The organism is Nostoc sp. XA010, assembly GCF_020829625.1.
In the GTDB taxonomy this organism is placed as follows: Bacteria; Cyanobacteriota; Cyanobacteriia; order Cyanobacteriales; family Nostocaceae; genus Nostoc.
Map to the genome: position 1 here is coordinate 19,724 of NZ_JAIVFX010000013.1, position 20,973 is coordinate 40,696.

The following is a 20,973-nucleotide window of genomic DNA, read 5'->3' on the forward strand; positions in this document are numbered from 1 at the left end:
GGTAAAAATCTTATATTACCAAGACTTCAAGAAAAGCACTGTCAACTATTGCCAAATGACAGTTGCAGTTCCTAAAACTAGTTTGATGTGGTATAACATTATTCCACATGCTAAACTCACCATTATCATTTTTTGTATAAAGCCCATGCAAGTTCGATTAGCACTGCTCTCGAACGCAGGTGGCAGCGGCAAAACAACTCTCGCAGTTCACCTTGCCTATCTCTTAGCAAATGAGGGATTCCGTGTTGCCTTAATTGATTTAGATCCTCAAGGTTCTGTTAGTTTATTTTGCGGATTGCCACGTCCTAAAGGTAGCCAAACAATTGCAGCAGTACTTCAGGAAGGTTTCCAAGGAAATTGGCCTCTAATTCCACTGTGGCAAGAGCATTTACAAAATGTAGAAGCGTGTCAGGGAGAAATGGGGCTAGTTAAAACGATTAACGAATTAGTCCTACACGAGCGAGGAGCCTACCTTTTAGGAGATCGCCTAGCTGATTACCCTTTACCTCATGATTTGGTAATTTTTGATTGTCCTGCTACTTTAGGCCCATTACCTTTAATCGCTCTTTCGGCTTGTACACATTTACTCATTCCAGTCCAGGTAGAGCCGAAATCTGCGGATGGCTCTAGCAAGTTGTTGGAATGGTTATATCACACAAACCATCGTCTTCGGCTCAAGCCAGAACCCCAAATTATAGGCTTTGTTCCTAACCAGTATGATCAGCGTCTTGCTATCCATCGCAATATTCTAGCCCAATTACTTCCACAGCTAGAAAAGTTGAAAATTCATGGTTTTGCTCCTATTCGTTTTTCATCAGAGTTCAAGAATGCAAGTGGTCTTGGAGTCCCGTTACATCTATATCGTCCAAATCATCCAGCCTGTGCTGATTTCTCTCTTATTGTAAGTAAATTAGTTGAGTTACTCAAAAAGAAGGATTAATGGTTAAGAAAGTTGGAGTTGATTTATCTAATCTGTTTTCTGGTGCTGAATATTCTCAAGAAGTTCATGAACTAAAAGAAACCATTGACAAATTAAAGTTAGAAATTATTCAACTACGGTCAACAGATAACCAAGAACTAGAGACAAAGATTCACGAATTACGTGAACACTTAGTGCCATCCGGGGTTCTAACGGTAGCGATAGAACAAATTGATCGTAATCCAGAACAACCCCGACGAACCTTTACTCAAGAGAGTATTACTGCGATTGCTCTGTCTTTGGAATCAAATGGACAGCAAGAACCTATTATTCTTATTGCCCAGCAAGATGGACGCTACCTACTATTTGATGGAGAGCGTCGTTGGCGTGGTGCTAAACAATTAAATTGGGCCACCTTAGAAGCTGTAATTATTCCTCAGCCAGAAGCTCTACATCGACGTGTATTATTGGCAAGTTTACATCGAGAAAATCTAAATCCTTTAGACACAGCAGAAGCATTAGTTAAGGAAATTGCTGTTCAAACTGATCTTAAAATCGAAGACATTCCTCGTATATTAAGGGCTGGAGTGCGCCGACTAGAGCGACAAGGGACTCTGGTTAAAATAAGTGAGCTTGTTCTAGCAAGCCCAGAACAGCAACAGCAGCAAATATTGTTACTAGGACTGGGAGAAGCAGAACAAATAGTTTTTTGTATTTTACTGTCTCTGCTATTGAATCCAGCTTCTGTTAATACTAATATTTTTCCGATGTTAGCATTGCCAGATGATTTGAAGCAGGCTATCCGAGAACAGGGGCTAGGTGGGATACACGCTTTGTCTTTGGCGCGATTATCTGCAAAAACTTTGGGTGTATCAGAAGCGGTAGCGCGAAAGCTGCGAACTCGAATATTAAAGCAGATTCTACAAGAAAAGTTATCAGTTGCTCAATCGCGTCAAATTGTATCAGCCGAGATTACCCACCATACCCAACAATTTGACTCTAGTTCTAAAAGGAAGCAAGTAGATACAATTATCCGTCAAGTACAGGAAATTCCCTTGGTTCATATAAAACGTTCACAATTAGTACAAATGCGCGAAGCGTTACAAAAGAAGCTAACAGAAATTGAGTCAGCTTTAAAACAAGAAGATAGTACTGAAAGCTAAGTTTTTAATAGGACTCCCTGATTATGTAAAGAATATTGTTTGTGTTTTGATTTACCAGTTCCACGCACGGCAGCAGTATTTTTCAATGCGTCAGAGGTTCCCGAAGAATTTGATTTGTAATCAGGGTGGAGTTATAAGGCATCTATTTCCTTTTGTGTCGAAATAGCGCCAGATTATTCTGGTATCCTTTACTGATATAGTTTCAGCACGGATTCCCACGCCATTGACAGTATATTCCGCAAAAAGGGTAACATGATTTAGTCCTTGTTATACAAGGTTTTGATAGACTTTGGGTGCTTTAAAAGGTAACGTGATTAGTCAGTTACAATTGATACCAATTGTTGAAAGGATTTAATTTTGAGACATCCGGTACTCTTTCGTCTGCTCTATTCTGATAGCATCAAACCGATAGTTGCCGATGTACAACTCAACGGCTTGGGCGGGTGTGAAGTCTTTCTTAGCCATGATTGCTTTCTCCACAAAAATTTCATCAATTTCTCGCGGAGCGTTTGCATGGTAGATTGCACTTCCCTTGGTGTTATCATCGCTGCCCAGTTTTTGAGAGTAAAAAAGACCCAGACATTTAATCTAGTAGTCTGCCAACCCAAAAATGCGCTTGTAAGGACTGGGGAAAGGGGAAAGGGAAAAGGGTAAGGGATTTAAACCCTTTACCCCTTCCCCCTGCCCCTTATCCCCACTTCCCCTTTACCCTGCTTTCGTCACGAAAGCGAACTACTAGGTCTTTGAGGTTGGAAATTATCCCAAGATTTCAATTACAGCCGCTAGAATAGCTGGTGCTTTGTCTGAAACCGGAATGAATACGCGCTTTTGCCAGTTAATAATCTCGGTGAAACATCCAACAGCTAAGAGTCGCTCTGCCAGTGAGATAGCATTAACCAGTTCTATGCGAGGTTCACCAGCAATCAAAGAACGTCGCAAGGTTACACCACCCGGCAACTGCTGTGTATATCTCTCGTTCAGTACCAGCTTCACAAGTTCTTCTGGAGAAAGCAGCTGGTTCCTTAGTCCGAGTTGTTCGCGCACGGTTTGAATGTCATGAGCATTTACCACCCGACCGAGAATTTTCTGCCCATCGCTGGTTTGTAGTCGGAATACTCGACTATTCTGCTGTGGTAGGATTTTCCAGATGGGTAGGAGAATACCAGTTACCAAATGCAGGTAATCGGTTGTGAACTTGGGTAATTCGTTTACTTCAGTAGACCAAGCAGCAGTAAACGCATCAATAGAAACTTGCCCCCATGTGGAAGAATTCAGTTGTTCCACTATGACACGAGTTTCTTTTTGTGGACGGACGAGCAAAACCCTTGGGACAACACCACCTTCGGCATCGAATATACTATGCGTTGGAATTGTTATCGCCGCACGACCTTTCTCATTCACCATGAATTGTCCTTGGTACTTGGCAGCAAACTCAACCATCTCTTGAGCCGTTCTGATGTTGTTCTTCTGAACTCGCTCAATTTTGAGATAGTTCGTTACGCTACCTGTGGCAGGGTGGGTGTACACAGCTTCCTGGCTCTCAACAGTAAACCGTTCAGCCCGTAAAGTCTCCACACCCATCTCATATACACCAGCCGCGATCGCTGCTTCAATCTGTTGACTTAGCAACAACTCAAAACGCTCGAAAATGATGTTTTGCATATCGATGCGTAAAGCCAGCAGCCGATTAAGGAATTGCCGTAGTGGTGGGAGATCGATTTTCATCCCGCCTTCGTGGGAAGTCAGCGATAAACCTGTCATTTGCTCGAAAGTGCCGAGTGACACTTCATAAAATCGACCTTGGAAGATTTGCTTAAATAACTCATACAAAGCGTGTTCTGCATAGTTCGATTCCAGATTATCTTTAGCCTCAAATATCCCATTGCCACCCGTCTGCCGTTGACCACGAGTAAGAGCGCCCAAGCTATCCAGCCTTCGAGCGATGGTTGAGATAAAGCGGCGTTCACCTATGACGTTAGTGGTAACAGGTCTGAACACGGGTGCTGATGCTTGGTTGGTTCTGTGCGATCGCCCTAAACCTTGAATTGCATTGTCTGCCCTCCAGCCGGCTTCAAGCAGATAGTGCGATCGCCGTTTACGATTCGCAGCATTTAGATCAGCATGATAACTCCTGCCTGTGCCGCCGGCATCACTGAAAATGAGGATTTGCTTGTCTCCCTGCATAAACGCAGCAGTTTCAGCAATATTCGCGCCACCACCGCGTGAATCCACAAACAAACGTCCAGATTCATCTTTCAGAACTCGCTTGCTGCGACCAGTTACTTCGGCAATTTGCTTGTGACCAAAATGCCACAGCAATTGTTCTAATGCGCCAGGGATTGGGTCAAGGCTTGCCAGTCGATCAACTAGAGTATCTCTCAAGGCTACAGCTTCTTGGGAAATAACCGGAGAGCCATCAGCGTCAAAGACTGGCTCGGATTTTTCTTCTCCATCAACACCTGAATGAATGGAATGAAGATGAACAGGGAAAGCACTCATCAGGTAATCCATGAGGTATTCCCGTGGGGTCAAGTCAAGATTGAGATCCTTCCATTCCGAAGCCGGAACTTCATCAAGTCGTCGTTTCAAAAGTTCTTCATTAGTCGAAACTATTTGAATGACAACAGCAAGACCTTGGACTAAATCCTGCTCAATCGCTTTGATCAGGGTAGGGCATTTCATTCCTGTGAGAAGATGGTTAAAGAACCTTTGTTTGTGGCTCTCGAACTGAGACATGGCGGACATCTTTGCAGCACGGTTATATGTTTTCGCGCCAGTAATGTTACACGCTTCTAATGCTTTATAAAGGTTATTGTGGATAATTTGAAAAGCGTCGGCGTAGCTGTTGTAAATCCTTTCTTGAGTTTTAGTTAACTCGATTTCAAGAGTATTGTATTCAACACCATCAAAAGAGAGCGATCGCGCCAAATACAAACCGAGTGCCTTCAAATCCCTAGCCACCACCTCCATCGCCGCAATGCCACCAACAGAGATAGACTCCACAAAATCCTCACGGTTTGTGAATGGGAAGTCGCCAGTCTGCCACAATCCTAACCTGTTCGCGTAGGAAAGATTAGAAACCTTTGTCGCGCCAGTTGCGGACACGTATATAACCCTGGCTTTGGCAAGTGCATTTTGCAGTCGAAGCCCAACAATACCCTGCTGAGAAGCTGCAACCATACCCAGCGTTCCCTCTTGCGCCATAGCATTTCCCATACTGTGGCATTCGTCAAATGAAATGACACCCTCAAAGTCGTTACCTGCCCATTCAACGATTTGCTTAAGCCGACTTTTGCCATTCTTTTGAGAACGTAGAGTTGAGTAGGTGCAGAACAGAATACCTTGGGTGAAAGGAATCGGGTCGCCAAGTTTGATATTTGAGAGGTCGATAATGTCTTTTTCACTACCTCCGAGCGCACACCAGTCTCTACGAGCATCCTCAATTAGGGCAGAACTCTTTGATACCCAGATAGCTTTTCTTCGTTCTTGACACCAGTTGTCGAGGATGATTCCTGCACATTGTCTTCCTTTCCCCGCACCCGTCCCATCGCCAAGAAACCAGCCACGCCGAAATTTTACGGCATTTTCTTCGCCTTGAGCCGCTACAGTCACATTATCCCACGAATCATCGACAATATAAGACCCAGACAGAAATTCACAGTGCGCCTGACCTGCATAGATGACGCTTTCAAGTTGTGCCTCTGACAACAAGCCTTGTGTGAGAATGTTGCTAGGAAGATGCGGTTTATAAGTTGGTGCTGGCGGTGACACAAGTGCTAGGGCTGCACTTTCGCACAGTAGGGACGGATGAGGTAAAGCGTCCTTAATTCTGATTCGTTGTGGGCGATAGGTTTCATATAAAGTATCTTTGAGTCCTTCTGTAGCAGACCATTCGACGACTTCGTATTCCAGAATAACCACATCTGGAATTGAAGAAAGTGTTTCTGCTTGAGCTACCACAGAGCGTTTTGGCAATTGAACAACTTTTGCGATGCCTACGGCGGGCGGGTACGCCATCGCAGCAGCTTTGATATCTGAGCGTTCCCACGAAGATCGCTGTGGCAACTGCTCAATTAATGCCAGTATTTCAGGCAGATTTAAAGTTTCAGTAATGCAAGGGATTTCGCTGGAGTCAGCCGGAACTTTGTCGATCACTGTAATCCGAGTGTCGATAGTTGTCCCATGTTTTGAGTAAACCTTGCCGTTAACCCCGACTGACATTAAAACTCGTGCTTCCGAGTGCCACCTAATGAAAGTCTCGCGCCAAGTGGGATTATTGGGAGAAAACCAGTTAGCAGTAATTGTTACCAGCCGTCCACCGTCAGCCAGTCTTTGCAATGCCGAGTTGATGTGGCTCTTAGTTGCGTCGGGGTTGCGACTGTTGATTTTGGGAGATGCAGAGAAAGGTGGATTCATCAGCACAACTGAGGGCTGAGTCTTGCCAACTAGATAGTCGTTAATGTGTTCCGCGTTTACTGAGAATAATGGTGTGCCAGGGAATAACCGTCGCAGAATCTTACTTCTATCGGGTGCAAGCTCGTTGAGCATCAGACTTGCACTGTGCAGTTTAGCCATTTGTGCCAATAGACCAGTTCCGGCACTTGGCTCCAGCACCAAATCAGTAGCTTGTATAAATCCTGCTTTGGCTACCAGATAAGCAAGCGGCAGAGGGGTGGAGAATTGCTGAAGTTGTACTGACTCTTCACTGCGCCGTGTTTGGGTTGGGCAGAGGGCTACTAACTTCTCCAATTCTAATAATACTGTTAGCGGCGACTCTAATAAAAGCTTGTAACCTTTTTGACGCAGATATAAGATTTGCGCTACTTCCACTGCTTCGTAAGCGTCTTTCCACTGCCATGCGCCCTCTGCTGCCGTGCCTAGAAAGTAGCGATTCATCTGGGCTTGGATTGTCCTGGTGGAGATAGTCCGTTGCTCAATCAGTAATTTGGTGAGTTCTTGAGCAACGTTGAGGATTGATTGCCCATAATCCAAAACTGTTTCTAGGTCAAACAGAGTTCCTTGCGTGGCTATAAGGCTGACCATATCTATTATATGAATACATCACTTTCGCTTTGGCGTAGCCGTTTGACCCGGATTTCTCACGCCTTGCTCAAAGCCTGTGCAAGTGCCGGTTCGCGCTTTGGGAGCAGAGGAGAGTTCAATGTGCCAAGTTCTTTCCCCTCCGCCCCTCTGCATTTGAAACTTGTGAGGAATGCGGGGGAAATCTTCTCAAATGCGATCGCCCTTGGAGTGGCTTGTTGGATTTCCTGTTGTGGAATAGGTTGTGGGGAAGTTGCAGAAACTGTGGGCTGTTCAATAACTGGTGGTTGCCATCCTATAAGCGGTAAGGGTACAACCCACAAACCATCTATGAAATCGAAAACCATTAGCGCAACAAAGCTTATAACGACTGCTTGGATCGTGAGGGTAAGAATAGCTTGGATATCCATGATTAATTCCAAAGGTTTGTGATTTTTCAATGTGGTGAGGCGTTGCAGTTGGGAAAGAAAGCGTGTGTTTGGTCGTTGCAACTCTCACTTTTGTCTTGGCGTAGCCATGAAAATTCCCATTCAGAAAACGGGTGATTATGTTTACCCAGAGCATTGAAATCTTCTTAGCAAAGGCTAAGATCCAAAAAGTCACTAATTGCAATAGGCAATGGTTTGCAAAGAAATCCAAGTCCGAGAGTACACTGTCAGAGCGCATAAGCGGGAAATTAACAGACGCATCTTTAAATTTGTATGTAAGCAGTGGTCATGTGACTTATGATTCTTTAAATGGAAAAGGATTGATTATGGTAGATACATCAAAGTTATATAGCAGCCGTCAGGTTGACGCACCAGTGCTGATGCATCAACTGAGGCAATTGTTAGGACTCACACAGGAGCAGTTTTCGGCTGAGGTGGGGGTGGCGCTGGTGAGGATCAATCGTTGGGGAAATAATCGAGCCAAGCCACTACCTTTAGCACTCAAGCAGATTAAAGCCAAGCTCAATCAATTGAGAAATTCACTTATTGAAACATATCGAACAGGTGCCCAATCCCAACTGCTCGATTACTTTGGCAAAGCGTGATCGGGGGAAGGGATGCTGAATTTTCAAACTTTATTTGAATCAATACCGGGATTGTATATCGTCTACTCACTCGACTTTGTAATTGTCGGGGGAAGTGATGCTTACTTTCGGGCAACGATGACTAAACGAGAAGAGGTCGTTGGTCAGTATTTGTTCGAGGTTTTTCCAGACAATCCTGACGATCCAAATGCGAATGGAGTTCGGAATTTGCGTGCCTCGCTAGAAAGCGTACTCAAGCATCGCCAACCTCACACAATGGCAGTGCAAAAGTATGACATTCGCCGCCCCTCTTCAGAAGGCGGTGGTTTTGAGGAGCGGTATTGGACACCAACCAACTCGCCAGTTTTTGATGAAAACGGTGAGATGACACACATTATTCACCGAGCCGAAGATGTCACCGAGTTTGTGCGGATGCAGCAGCAGCGAAATGAACAGCGTCAGTTAAATCAATCACTCCAGACTCGCACTGAGCAGATGGAGATGGAAATTTATGGCAGAGCGCAGGAGTTAAAACAGGTCAACGAACAACTGCAAGCCAGCCAACAGCAGCTTAAGCTTGCCCTTGAGACAAGTAAACTCGGCTCTTGGCAACTTGATATTAAGACAAATGTTCTGTCTACTTCTGACCAGTGCAAAGTGAACTATGGTCTGCCAATTAATGCTGATTTCTCGCACCAAGTTATAATAGAGCGGATTCATCCAGAGGATCGGACTTGGGTGCAGGCGGCAATTCAAGACTCGATTACCAACCGCAGCGCTTATGAGGTGGAGTATCGCACCGTTTGGGATGATGGCAGCACGCACTGGGTGCTTGTTCGGGGTCATGTGATTGACGACGAGGCGGGAAATCCTGAGCGCATGGTCGGGATTTCAATTGATATTACTAATCGCAAACAAACCGAAGCTGACCTCCGGGAAGCCCATGTGCAATGGGAAGCTGCTTTAGCAGCAGGAGCTATTTACACATGGCGGTGGAAGATTCCTGAGAATTTGGTGAGTGTGAATGCAGCCTTTGCTCACTTGTTTGACGTTGACCCTGTGGAGGCGGCGAGCGGTTTACCGATTGAACTGTTTATACAGGCGATACACTCTGAAGACCGCCCACAAGTAGCCGCTGCGATTAACCAGGCGATTGAAACTGGCGAAGAATTTATCAGTGAATACCGTGTTTGTACGGCGACAGGCGAGGAGCGATGGCTTGCCGCACGCGGTCGAGTTGAATATGCTGCTGATGGCAGACCGCTTGCTTTTCCTGGGGCATTGGCAGATATCACTGAACGCAAAATTGCCGAAGCAGCTTGGCGACATATTTCTGCCGAACTCGAGCGACAACTACGAAAATTTGACGCGATCGCCTCTTCGGTAACGGATTTTATTTACACCTTCGATCTGTCTGGACGGTTCACTTATATCAATCAGCCATTGCTCGACCTCTTGCAAAAAACTTCGGACCAAGCCCTTGGCAAAAACTTTTTTGACCTGGAGTATCCAACAGATTTAGCAGCTAGACTCCAAAGACAGATTCAGCAAGTCATCGAAACGCGCCAACCACTCAAAGATGAAACGCCGTACACAAGTGCATTTGGTACGCGTGCCTATGAATACATTTTCGTGCCGCTAGAAAGCGTAGATGGCATGATAGAAGCGGTAGCAGGTGTGACGCGAGATATTACCGAGCGCAAGCAAATCGAAGCGACTGTCAAAGCAAGCAACGAACGTCTGAAGCTGCTTTCAGAGGTTGCCAACGATCTGTTGCTCGATGAAGATCCTAAGGTGTTTTTAGCGAGTGTGTTTGAAAAGGTTTCGACTCATTTGGGACTCGAAGTTTACTTTAATTACTTGTTTCAAGAAGATGAGCAACGACTCTGGCTACATACTCATGGGGGCATAACAGAAGACATTGCTTTATCCGCTAAATTTTTGGAGTTAGGTTCGGGGGTGTGTGGTTATGCGGTGCAACATCGCCAGCCAGCTATCGTTGAAAATGCGCTCTCAACGACCGATCCACTCGCCCTTGCAGTTCAATCAATCGGTATCAGAGCTTATGCTAGCCATCCGTTAATCGTGGGCAATCACGTTTTGGGGACGCTGGGACTGGGAACTCGTCAACGCGATCGCTTTAAGCCCGACGAACTCGACCTCATGCAAACGATTGCCAATCAAGTAGCTGCTGCCTTAGAGCGATCATACCTAATTGCAAAGCTACAAGCACGAGCTGAAGCGTTAGATCGAAGTAATCGCATTAAAGATGAGTTCTTGGCAGTTCTTTCCCATGAACTGAGAACGCCCATGAATCCAATTTTGGGATGGTCAAAACTGTTGCAGCAAGGAAAGCTGGATGCACAAAAAACGAGTACTGCGCTCGCCACGATTGAACGCAACGCCAAGCTTCAGGTGCAACTCATTGATGACTTGCTGGACATTTCTCGGATTCTGAGCGGCAAAATGAGCTTATCAACCTCACCCATTGACCTGAATGCGGTGATTTCAGCCGCGCTGTCAACAGTTCAGCTAGCCGCAGAAGCCAAATCAATCCAAATTCAGACAATCGTCTCGCCCATTCTAGGCGTGGTGGTTGGGGATGCAGGGCGATTGCAGCAAGTCGTGTGGAATCTGCTGTCGAATGCCGTTAAGTTTACACAGAATGGGGGGCAAGTCACGATCACATTATCTCAAGTTGAAAATCACGCCCAAATTCAAATCACCGACACTGGAAAAGGAATTCATTCCGACTTTCTGCCTTACGTGTTTGAGCATTTCCAACAAGAAGATAGCGCAACCACCCGTAAATTTGGCGGACTAGGTTTGGGATTAGCGATCGTGCGCCAAATTGTGGAAATGCACGGCGGAACAGTCACAGTAGACAGTCCTGGTGTTGGGCTAGGAGCGACATTTACGGTTAAAATTCCGCTTGCGCCTCAGGTAACTGAAGCACGAACCTTAAATCAATCCCCCGTAAACGAGAGTGATTTGAGCGGCATTCACATTTTAGTTGTCGATGATGAAACAGACTCGCGCGAGTTCATTGCTTTTGTTTTAGAGCAAGATGGTGCAATTGTTAGGGCTGTAGCATCTGGGACTGAGGCGCTGCAAGCGTTCGCTCAATCTATTCCCAACATCATCATCAGTGACATTGGGATGCCACAGATGGATGGCTATATGCTGATGCGACAAATTCGTACCCTTGGGCAAGAGCTAGGGGCACAAATTCCCGCTATTGCTTTAACAGCTTATGCTGGAGAACTCGATCAAAAGCTGGCCATCGCCGCCGGATTTCAACGTCACCTCGCCAAACCCATCGATCCAGAAGTTTTGGTGGCAATCGTCCTTGAATTAACCAGAAAACTTGTTCATAGCACTTCAACTCACGCTGCTGAATATTGACTTGTAAGTGGCTTGCTTACCGCCTTCCTCACACTACAGGACTTCATGTCCCAACCATCAAACTTTCTTCGGCTGATCTATTCCGTACTGCCTCTGCACCAGCCGCCTCATACCAATTGTTTTGGTCATCCAGTTGTAGACAAACTCCCAGTAGTACAAACCATTTTGTATGTGCTTTTTATGGAGTTTACTGATTCGAGCCAGATTTTCCTCAAACTCAGTCTCGAAAAGCCTTGTCCTTGGGCGGGGCATATCTAAAATGCGATCGTCTATGCGCCGTTGTTCAACTGTCCGCGAGGCTCCCCAGACTTGCTCGAATCTGCTAGTGGGTGATCCTGCTCTATGCTCCAAGGAATTTGCAATGTAAAGGTGATCCACTTCTGCTCACTAGACACAATAATGGTGCTTTGGAGTTGTTCGACTCGCTTATGAAGCAATGCCAGCCCCAATCCTGTTCCTTTATGGTTCCAAGGGTTATGACTGGGAATGCGGTAGAATTTATCGAAGATATGAGCAAGTTCATCTTTAGAAATTTCTACACCAGAATTGCTCACGCTTAATCGCAAAGCTGACGGTGTGGCACGTAGCAATACTGCAATAGTTTCGTTGGCAGGAGTATATTTGTAGGCATTGTTGAGTAGCTCCACTAGAATACCCTCTAGTTGGAAGAAATCAGTAGTTAAGACAGGTATTTCAGTTGGAATATCTATGTGCAGTTGTTGCTGCTGAGTACGAAATCGTTCTGAAAAAGGTTCAAGAATCTGAAGAATCCATGCACTAAGATTGTTGGTAGTCAGCACTAATGGTTCGGTGTTGATATCAAGACGAGTTAAATCCAGCAGGTTATTAATCAGACTCATTTCTCGCTGGCACTCATCTCGTAAAATTCGCAGATAACGAGTGGCACTACTGTGTTTAGCTTCAAGTGTCTGTGATTGTTTCAAAACAGCTTCTAACATCTCAACTGCCATTCTGATGTTAGTCATGGGTGCGCGTAACTCATGTGAAACTGTACTTACGAAATCATCTTTAAGATGATTCAATCGTTCAAGTTCCTCAATTCGCTGTTGAGATGCCTGATAAAAACGGGCTTGACGAATAGCAAAAGCACATTCATTTGCAACCTGTTGCACCAGCCCGATTTCTAGCTCATTAACCCGGATTTCTCACAAGTGATAAAAAATTATGGGCGTGAACAAAATTTAGGGTAATTAATTTGATACATCATCAAATTAGACTTAAGAATAGGATGTATTACGTATAAACCGAAAGCTTAAAGATAAATCAAAGACAAGAATAATAATATATACTGTGGCGAAAATGCTTGAGAAAGAAAAATAGACATACCAAAATTAGGGTTGAATCAAGCAAACTCACCCAGATTGCAAGCTAATAGTTATAATTCCAATTAGGTTAAAATCAACCAGGACATTTTAGCCGAGATAAATAATTATAAGCTGTTGCAAAAATATCTTTGTAGGGGCAAGCATTACTAATTGCAATTAAAACTCGTCTACGACTAACAGTAATAATTGCTCCTAGCTTCAATAACTTTGTCCGAATAGTTCCCACAGTAGCGTTTTTTAATTTGGTTTTTGCCAAACATTTATCTCGAAGGGCATTCATCAAAACATAAGTTATGGAAGTAAACCACAGACGTAATTGATTACCAGCAAATGTATGAGTACTAGTTTTGTCACTTTTTAATTCTAATTTTTGTTCCTTGAAACAATTCTCCACATTCCCTCGTGGACAATATTTTTGGGTATAAAGTCGCCCTGGTGGGACTTTTTTAGTAGAGAGTGAAGTCACGACAAAGCGAGTATTTACTCCTTCGTTACTGTACTCAACTTTTGACACAACACGACGATTACGGCTCCATGATTCTAAGGTTTTGTAGTCAAGCGAACAATACCAAACCGAGTTATCAACCAATGTCGCTACTTGTTTTGTTAATTCGGATGACGGAGTAAATAAAGTTTCAAAAAACTCTACTATGGTTTGTAGTTTTTGTGAGTATTCCTCAGATGCACGGTATTGGGATGATTGGGACAGTTGGAGTAGCCGACTGTTTTGTGCCAATCCAAATACGTAATCGACTTCTACTTGAGATTCACACCATGCCATAATATCTTCTCGTGAATAGGCACTGTCTCCACGCACAAGAATTTTCACATTACTCCAGCACTCACGTATTAGTTTAACTACTCTTTGTAATTCTGGTAATGCACCTTCTGCCGGGTCTACATTAGAAGCTCGTAATTTTGATACTAATAAATGTTTCCCACAGAAAATATAGAGCGGAGCATAGCAATATCCTTTATAGTAAGGGTTAAAAAAACTATCTTCTTGATGACCATGTACTAAATTATCAGTAACATCCAAGTCCAAAATTATCTGCCGTGGCGGTTTTGTATAGGATTCTAAAAATATATCAACCAGCAGTTTCTCTATTGCTTCCCCATCATGTTCAATCCGATGATATCGGCTATCGGCTTTTGAAGAGACATTTTCTGGGCAATGTTCAAGACGATTTAATGTACTTTTTCCTGCCAAACTAACTGGTTGTTGTCCCGAAGTAATAGATTTTCCGACTGCAAGGGCAAACATTACATCGTGACGTAACGTTTCGTGGTCATTTATGTCTTCATAACCCATTATTAATCCGTACACTCTTTGTGCAATTAAACTACTGACCGAATGTTCAATTCGATTTTGTTCTCGGTAATCTTTAAAACATGCTGCTAGCCGTGATGTTATCTCCCTTTTTCTGTCTAGCTCCGCAATTAAAGTTAGTCCTGCATCTGATGTTACAGTCTCACCATTGAAATTAACTACGACTGGACGTAACTTTACTTGTTCAAATTTGAACTGTTCTGGTATACAATCTGTTTTCTGAGGGGTCATGCTTAAAACTGCTGGAATTCATGTGCAATAGACATTTTGGCAGTTTTTGACTCCTTTTTTCTCCGGCTTTGTGAGAAATCCGGGATTAAAGGCATCCGTTTTCTGTTTGAATAGCCAAAGGTCTCCTAAAATGGCTTGATTATCAATAATGGGGCAAGCCAAAATTGCCAACGGCTTGCGAACCGTGCTGACATCTATTTCACAGAATTGGAAATGCTCACCTTGCAGAAGCTGACGGTACACTTCAGGGAAAGCGTTCATGAAAACTACCTGACCAACAGATAAAAGTGACGAGGCAATAGTTTCATATTCAGAGGTTGTGTACTGATAACGGACAGTGGAAGTGGCAGATTCAAGGTTATAGGAAGCTGTATGGCAGCAGATTGCGCCTAGCACCAAGGTTAATTCCTGCACAACCACTTGCAATATCTGACTTTCGTCCAGACTGTTGCGAATTTGCTCAGTGATCCCTTTGAGCCTTACTTCAAAGTCCAGTGCTTGCTGCAACTGAGCGATTCGCTCTTGTACCTGGCGTTCAAGCTCCATATTGAGACGTTCTAAAGGTAGTTGCACCTGCTTGCGCTTGGTGATGTCATGTAATTTTATTTAGATATGAGGCGACCGATGAGTGCATAATCACGCCATCAGGTAAGCGACTAGACTTGCTATTTTAAAAAATACTGTTGATATGGTGTTGATATACTGTTGACGATAATACCATTATGTCTACTAACTTATTTATCTATCTCAGGGAGTAATTGAAGTCGGCAGAAGGAAACTGCCCTCTGCCTCCTACCTTCTGCATTTTTTCGCGTGGGACATTAAACCAATCATCATTGGTTTACAAGTTGTGCTTGCACGACCTAACAAGAAAGTTAAAGCCGAACGCTGCGAGACATTGACGTTCAAATAGTTAAGACTTGTAATATTTAGTTTCAGCATTAACGCTGAGGCTTGCCATCGCTAAAGCAAAATTCCCGTAAATACCTCATGTTTGACCCGGAATGTCTTGGTTTAAGCTCATGACATAAAAATTCTTCCCAATTAAGTGTTTTCCTCATGCAACTGCATATAATCCTTGGCTCAACCAGTGTGGGCAAAACTGCACGTTCAATTATGTTAGCCAAACAAACTAAAGCTCCGGTTATTGTGCTAGATCGCATACAAATTTATCAGGAACTTGCTACAGGTAGTGGGAGACCATTGATTGATGAGCTTGAGGGAACTACCCGTACATACCTTGAGGAGCGTCAGGTGGTAGACGGAGAGCTTACTACAGTTGAGTCTTTATCACTAACGTTGCAGATTATCAACAAACTCTCACTTCGGCATAATTTGCTGCTCCTTGAGGGGGGATCAATTTCGCTTTGCACTGCTCTGTTTAAGAGCGGCATTTTGGACAACTACCAAACCACAATTGAGTACTTGACGATCCAGAACGAAGCGGCTTACTGCAATCGCCTGTGGAGTCGTATGCAGGATGCATTGATATCTCGCCCTGGACAGCCATCACTTTTGGAGGAGCTGGACAGAGTATGGCTAGACCCGCGCAAATTAGCGTTTGTGCGAACTGTCCTTGGTTTTGACATACTTGTAGACTGGTGCCAGAGGTTTGGGCTGTCACCGTATGAGATGTGGAATACTGTTCAAGAAGATTCCCTCAAGGTTGAGCTGATTGGCCAGATGTTTTCGGCTTACCTACAGTACTCGCGCGACCAGCGTCGAGCTTTTGATAGGCTTGTGGTCGAGTATGAGCAACGACGAGCGTTCCCAAGAACTAAGGTTGGGGCGAACGAGCGAAGTGTCTAGCCCGCATTTCTCACAAGCTTGAGGGAAGGGGCAGAGGGGCAGAGGGGCAGAGGGGAAAGAACTTGTACAATAACTCTCCTCTGCTCCCCTGCTCCCCTGCTCCCCTGCACAAGCACAGGCTTTGAGCATCCGTGAGAAATCCGGGTCTAGTTATGGCGATGTTAACCGGGGTGGAGCTTTCCTTGCTCGTTAGATTCAGCTTTTGAATGATTTTGCCCATTGTAAAACGATTTATTTTTAAGAAAGTATGCAGTTCTAATCGCTTGCACAATTCCACCAATGTAGCGTCATTATCTGATTCTACTAATAACCCTACTAATGCCAGTTGCTTATTATTGAGCTTCAGTTTTTAACCTCCACCGTGGGGCTTTGGCTCAACTGTGCCACCGCTACGATATCGTCTCAGTAAACTTTGAACAAAACTCAAACTGACACGCTCATCAACTTGCCAGTTGTCGAAAATAGCCTTCTTTATTTTTATGTGTATTGATCTACTATAAGAGTGCAGATTACAAGACTAAAATTTCATTCCCCCAGGTACGAATGGCACTAAGAAAAGGGAAAATCGTTGAGGCAGCTCTTGTGCAGAGGAGCGGAGGTGCAGGGGAGAAAGAAGAAGTTTTAAGCATACGAACGGATATTTAGAAATTCCCCTCTGCGCCCCTGCGCCCCTGCCCCCCTGCTCCTCTGCAATCCTTACACTGCATACCTGCATACCCTTCAGCTTAACTTAGTGCCATTCCCCCCAGGTACTTAGAGATTAACATACCTCTATTGTCCATCCTGTACTGTATTACACTCAAGCAGAAACTAAACCGCTATAATACATAAAAATAATACAGACAAGTAGTCGTAAGCGTCTCTATACGGCAGGTTATGAAGTCCGCCGTAAAAGATAAAGCATGGAGCATCATTTGCATGGCAGGCTTCGGTGGAGACATTACTGAGCGGCAAAAGGCTGAAGTAGCACTACGCGAAAGCGAAGCTAAATTCCGTTCGCTGATTCAAAATAGCTCTGACATCATTGGTATTTTTGAACCAGACGGCACTATTCGGTACGAAAGTCCATCTATTGAGAGGATTTTAGGATATAAGCCAGAGGAACTGATCGGCAAAAATGCTTTTGAGTTTATTCATCCAGATGATATTTTAAGGACTTCTAGCAGCTTCAACTACCTAATTCAAAATTTCGGTGCCACTGTACGAGTAGAGTCTCGTTTTCGGCACAAAGATGGTTCCTGGCGCTTTCTTGAATCAACTGGTACCAATCTTATTGCCGAACCATTGGTGAAAGGCATAGTTATTAACTCTCGTGATATCACCGAGCGCAAGATTGCCGAAGACCAATTAGTTTATGATGCCTTTCACGATGCATTAACAGGGCTTCCAAACAGAGCTTTGTTCATGAACCGCCTAAGACATGTGGTCGAGTATTCAAAACGGCATTTGGATCATCTGTTTGCTGTCCTTTTTCTAGATCTGGATCGCTTCAAGTTGATCAACGACAGCCTTGGACATACATCTGGCGACCAATTACTGCTTGTTATTGCTCAAAGGCTCACGGAATGCTTGCGCCCTACAGATATAGCTGCACGGTTTGGAGGAGACGAGTTTATAATCCTGCTTGAAGGTATTCAGGATATCAGCGACACGGTACGTGTTGTTGAACGGATACAAGAGAAATTAGCACTTCCTATAGCTTTAAGTGGACAAGAAATCTTTACCACAGTGAGTATTGGCATTACTTTGAGCGCAACAGATTATGAGCAACCAGAAGACCTCTTACGTAATGCCGACATTGCTATGTACCGAGCTAAGGTGCGCGGCAAGGCACGCTACGAGATATTTGATACCGAGATGCATACCCAGATAGTGGAACGCTTGCAGCTAGAAAACGACCTGCGCCGAGCAATTGAACATCATGAGTTTCACGTTTACTACCAGCCTATTATCTCACTCCAGACCGGGAGGATAACTGGTTTTGAAGCGCTGGTGCGCTGGCAACATCCACAACAGGGTATTCTTTTGCCAGAGGAATTCATGCCAGCCGCGCAAGAAAGCGGACTGATCATCCCGATTGACGAGTGGGTGCTGCATAAGGCATGTGGTCAGACGCAGCAGTGGCAAGAGCGATTTTCCCCCGGCTCAGATCATCTGGGTGAGCAACCTTTGACCATCAACGTCAATATTTGTAGCTCTCGATTCAGTCAACAAAAGCTGCTGGGGCATATCAATCAAGTACTACACTCAACTGGCTTAGATGCACAGAGTTTGAAGCTGGAGATTACAGAAGGCGCAATTATGGAAAACGGCGATAATGCCACTGTCATGCTCAAGCAACTGAGAAATTTAGGAATTAAGTTAGTAATTGATGACTTCGGTACAGGGTATTCCTCATTAGGTCGTCTCCATCACTTTCCGATTAATGGGTTGAAGATTGACCAGTCCTTCATTAGTGGTCGTGGCGTTGCATCAGGAAATGTAGATATTGTTGAGACAATTGTGACCTTAGGCAAGAAACTAGGTGTAGATGTGACCGCCGAGGGGGTGGAAACAAAGCAGCAGCTTCAAAAGCTCAGAGAGTTGAAATGTGAATATGCTCAGGGATACTTTTTCTCGAAGCCATTAGAGAGCAAGGCAGCAGAAGCGTTAATTATGGCGAATCCGCAGTGGTAAGCGTTCTTTGATCTGTTAAACGTTCACCTTCATGGCAACGATTGGGCAGCCCTTGTTAAAAGTTTTGTACTAAGGAGCCAAATGTCTGAAACCGTACAGACGCTTAAGTTTGAGTGTGTAATATTCAGTGAGCTAGATATTAAGCTGTCGGTTAGAGAATTTTTCTCTTTTGACAGCTTTGCTTTTAGAACTGAAGGCTATAAAAGTTGCAACTTGTAGGCGCAACATTTTAGAACTAGTGTCGGATAACAATTTATTTGTCGTGTTATCAAATTAATGTCGTTAAACTTTTAAATTGATGAAATTCCCATCCCAGCTATGTTTTAGCACTTTCGATTCCTTGGAATAACAGCAGACAAAAAAGACTGATACTGTGTGCATATAATGGGCTAATCCTTGATATAGCCTAAGTTAGCAGGGTGCATCATAGAGCGACAGTAATGTGTTACCGGCGACAAATAATTTGTTATTCGACGTCAGACTCGTTTGTATATTCAGATACTAAAAAAATTTATTTAAATTCAATCTCCAGGTAATTACGTATTTTTAGCTACAACAGTAACTTAAGGTCTACCACTGTAATCAAGCAAGGAACCGTGCAATACCATCATGGGAGAAAATTTTTCGGCTGCACATTCTGAAAACAATAGAACAGACCAATCTTTAGTTCTCATTGTTGACGATGAAGCATTTAACCGTCAACAACTGCGACTTTTGCTAGAGCAATCAGGGTATCGAGTAGCCCAAGCAAAAGATGGCACGGAAGCAATAAATGTTTTTCAACAATTGCGCCCGGAACTAGTACTGCTTAACGCCATCTTGCCAGATATGGAAGGGTTTGAGTGTTGTGCCAAATTGCTGAGTATTGACTCAACTAAGTACACCTCAGTTTTAATGATTACAGAACTTGAGGATACTGAGTTAATTGAGCGAGTATTTCTTGTAGGCGCAATGGACTATGTTACCAAACCGATTAACTGGCAAGTTTTGCGTCAACGGGTAAGACGCTTGATTGAGCAATCGCAGCTACATCAAAAACTCCTTGCCGCTAACGAAAAATTGCAGCGATTAGCTACGTTAGTTACTATCGATTTTTTAACTCAAGTAGCTAACCGCCGACGGTTTGAAGAGTATATAGACCAGGAGTGGCGGCGCATGGCACGCGAACAACAGCCTCTGTCCCTCATCCTCTTTGATGTTGATTTCTTCAAATCCTACAACGATACTTATGGTCATCAGGCAGGCGATCGCGCTCTTAGGGAAATTGCTAAAGCCATCAAAGATGTTGTTCAACGTCCAGCTGATTTAGTTGCACGGTATGGTGGGGAAGAATTTGCTGTGGTTTTACCTAATACAGACGCAGTTGGGGCTATGGGGCTTGCACAGAGAATCTGCTTTGCTATCCAGAGATTGGCAATTCCACATATAAATTCACAAGTTAGTTCTCATGTAACCTTGAGTGCTGGGTTAGCCACAGTAATTCCTAAGTCTGGTTCTAACTTTGAAGAAATAATTACCGCAGCCGATAAAGGACTATATCAGGCAAAAGCAGCAGGACGCAATTGCTTCAAGCACAATAGCCAACTATTGAATATGCATTTTCAGTGCAATATGCGAGTTTTGGTTAACCAAATATTAATGCCAGGGTGAACTGATGACACAGCAAAATCAATCAGACAAAAACAAATTTCTTTACCCTCGCAGTCGGTACTACGGTCAAGTTAAGCCGGAGAACTTAGTATTTAATGCCAATTTGCAAGAATTTGCTCAAAAAGTTGGCTACATCACCAATCTAGAAACCAATGGCAAGCTTGACCCAGAAGATGCTTACGGTCAGATTAAAGCACTTTGGAAACAGTTGAAGCGCAGTAAAGAAGAATTAGGAATTGCTCAGGAGCCTCCCGCATAACCCGCTCAATTACTCTAATTCTGGGCTGGCTGTTGTATTGGCAGTAATGAGGCAATCGAAACTACTGGCGGCTGTTGAGAGAGAGTACAACCTTGTATGGAGACAGCAAAAGTGAACTTGATTGTTAATGCAA

The 20,973-nt window shown here is 44.0% G+C and carries 13 protein-coding genes; 8 read left to right on the forward strand and 5 right to left on the reverse strand.

Annotated elements, in window-relative coordinates; all coding sequences use genetic code 11:
* Positions 1-145 precede the first annotated feature (145 nt).
* Both LC608_RS19475 and LC608_RS19480 read left to right on the forward strand, forming a co-directional pair.
* On the forward strand, positions 146-940 hold the full coding sequence (locus tag LC608_RS19475) for a ParA family protein (RefSeq protein WP_229555207.1): 795 nt from the start codon (positions 146-148) through the stop codon (positions 938-940).
* On the forward strand, positions 940-2,082 hold the full coding sequence (locus LC608_RS19480) for a ParB/RepB/Spo0J family partition protein (RefSeq protein ID WP_229555088.1): 1,143 nt from the start codon (positions 940-942) through the stop codon (positions 2,080-2,082). Before LC608_RS19475 ends, LC608_RS19480 begins: the two co-directional genes overlap by 1 nt.
* A gap of 756 nt (positions 2,083-2,838) precedes the next feature.
* Here LC608_RS19480 and LC608_RS19485 read toward each other — a convergent pair.
* Both LC608_RS19485 and LC608_RS19490 read right to left on the reverse strand, forming a co-directional pair.
* Positions 2,839-7,125, reverse strand: coding sequence for a strawberry notch family protein (locus LC608_RS19485; protein WP_229555089.1), 4,287 nt, complete (start codon positions 7,123-7,125; stop codon positions 2,839-2,841).
* Positions 7,126-7,181: 56 nt separating this feature from the next.
* Complete coding sequence (locus LC608_RS19490) at positions 7,182-7,613, reverse strand: hypothetical protein (protein ID WP_229555090.1); 432 nt, start codon at positions 7,611-7,613, stop codon at positions 7,182-7,184.
* 263 nt (positions 7,614-7,876) lie between these two features.
* On the opposite strand from LC608_RS19490, the gene LC608_RS19495 reads away from it, so the two are divergent.
* Together LC608_RS19495 and LC608_RS19500 are read left to right on the forward strand one after the other, a co-directional pair.
* Positions 7,877-8,155: a DNA-binding transcriptional regulator gene (locus LC608_RS19495; protein ID WP_229555091.1), complete on the forward strand. Its 279-nt coding sequence runs from the start codon at positions 7,877-7,879 to the stop codon at positions 8,153-8,155.
* Between the two features lie 12 nt (positions 8,156-8,167).
* Positions 8,168-11,539: a PAS domain S-box protein gene (locus LC608_RS19500; RefSeq protein WP_229555092.1), complete on the forward strand. Its 3,372-nt coding sequence runs from the start codon at positions 8,168-8,170 to the stop codon at positions 11,537-11,539.
* 269 nt (positions 11,540-11,808) lie between these two features.
* Here the strand turns inward: LC608_RS19500 and LC608_RS19505 are convergent, their stop codons facing one another.
* From LC608_RS19505 to LC608_RS19515, 3 genes are all read right to left on the reverse strand, one after another.
* Entirely contained in the window at positions 11,809-12,672 is an 864-nt protein-coding gene (locus LC608_RS19505) for a sensor histidine kinase KdpD (protein WP_229555093.1), read from the reverse strand.
* Positions 12,673-12,958: 286 nt separating this feature from the next.
* Entirely contained in the window at positions 12,959-14,446 is a 1,488-nt protein-coding gene (locus tag LC608_RS19510; RefSeq protein ID WP_229555094.1) for an IS1380 family transposase, read from the reverse strand.
* Between the two features lie 18 nt (positions 14,447-14,464).
* Positions 14,465-15,019, reverse strand: a complete 555-nt coding sequence (locus LC608_RS19515) for a hypothetical protein (protein ID WP_229555095.1) — start codon at positions 15,017-15,019, stop codon at positions 14,465-14,467.
* A gap of 486 nt (positions 15,020-15,505) precedes the next feature.
* Here LC608_RS19515 and LC608_RS19520 point away from each other — a divergent pair, with 486 nt between their 5' ends.
* From LC608_RS19520 to LC608_RS19535, 4 genes are all read left to right on the forward strand, one after another.
* A complete protein-coding gene (locus LC608_RS19520) occupies positions 15,506-16,255 on the forward strand; it encodes an isopentenyl transferase family protein (RefSeq protein ID WP_229555096.1) in 750 nt (249 codons plus the stop codon).
* 876 nt (positions 16,256-17,131) lie between these two features.
* Positions 17,132-18,931: a bifunctional diguanylate cyclase/phosphodiesterase gene (locus tag LC608_RS19525; RefSeq protein WP_229555097.1), complete on the forward strand. Its 1,800-nt coding sequence runs from the start codon at positions 17,132-17,134 to the stop codon at positions 18,929-18,931.
* Between the two features lie 609 nt (positions 18,932-19,540).
* Positions 19,541-20,581, forward strand: a complete 1,041-nt coding sequence (locus LC608_RS19530; RefSeq protein ID WP_229555098.1) for a PleD family two-component system response regulator — start codon at positions 19,541-19,543, stop codon at positions 20,579-20,581.
* A 4-nt stretch (positions 20,582-20,585) separates the two neighbouring features.
* The gene (locus LC608_RS19535; protein WP_229555099.1) at positions 20,586-20,840 is read left to right on the forward strand and encodes a hypothetical protein; all 255 of its coding nucleotides are present in this window, start codon (positions 20,586-20,588) and stop codon (positions 20,838-20,840) included.
* Positions 20,841-20,973: the final 133 nt, after the last annotated feature.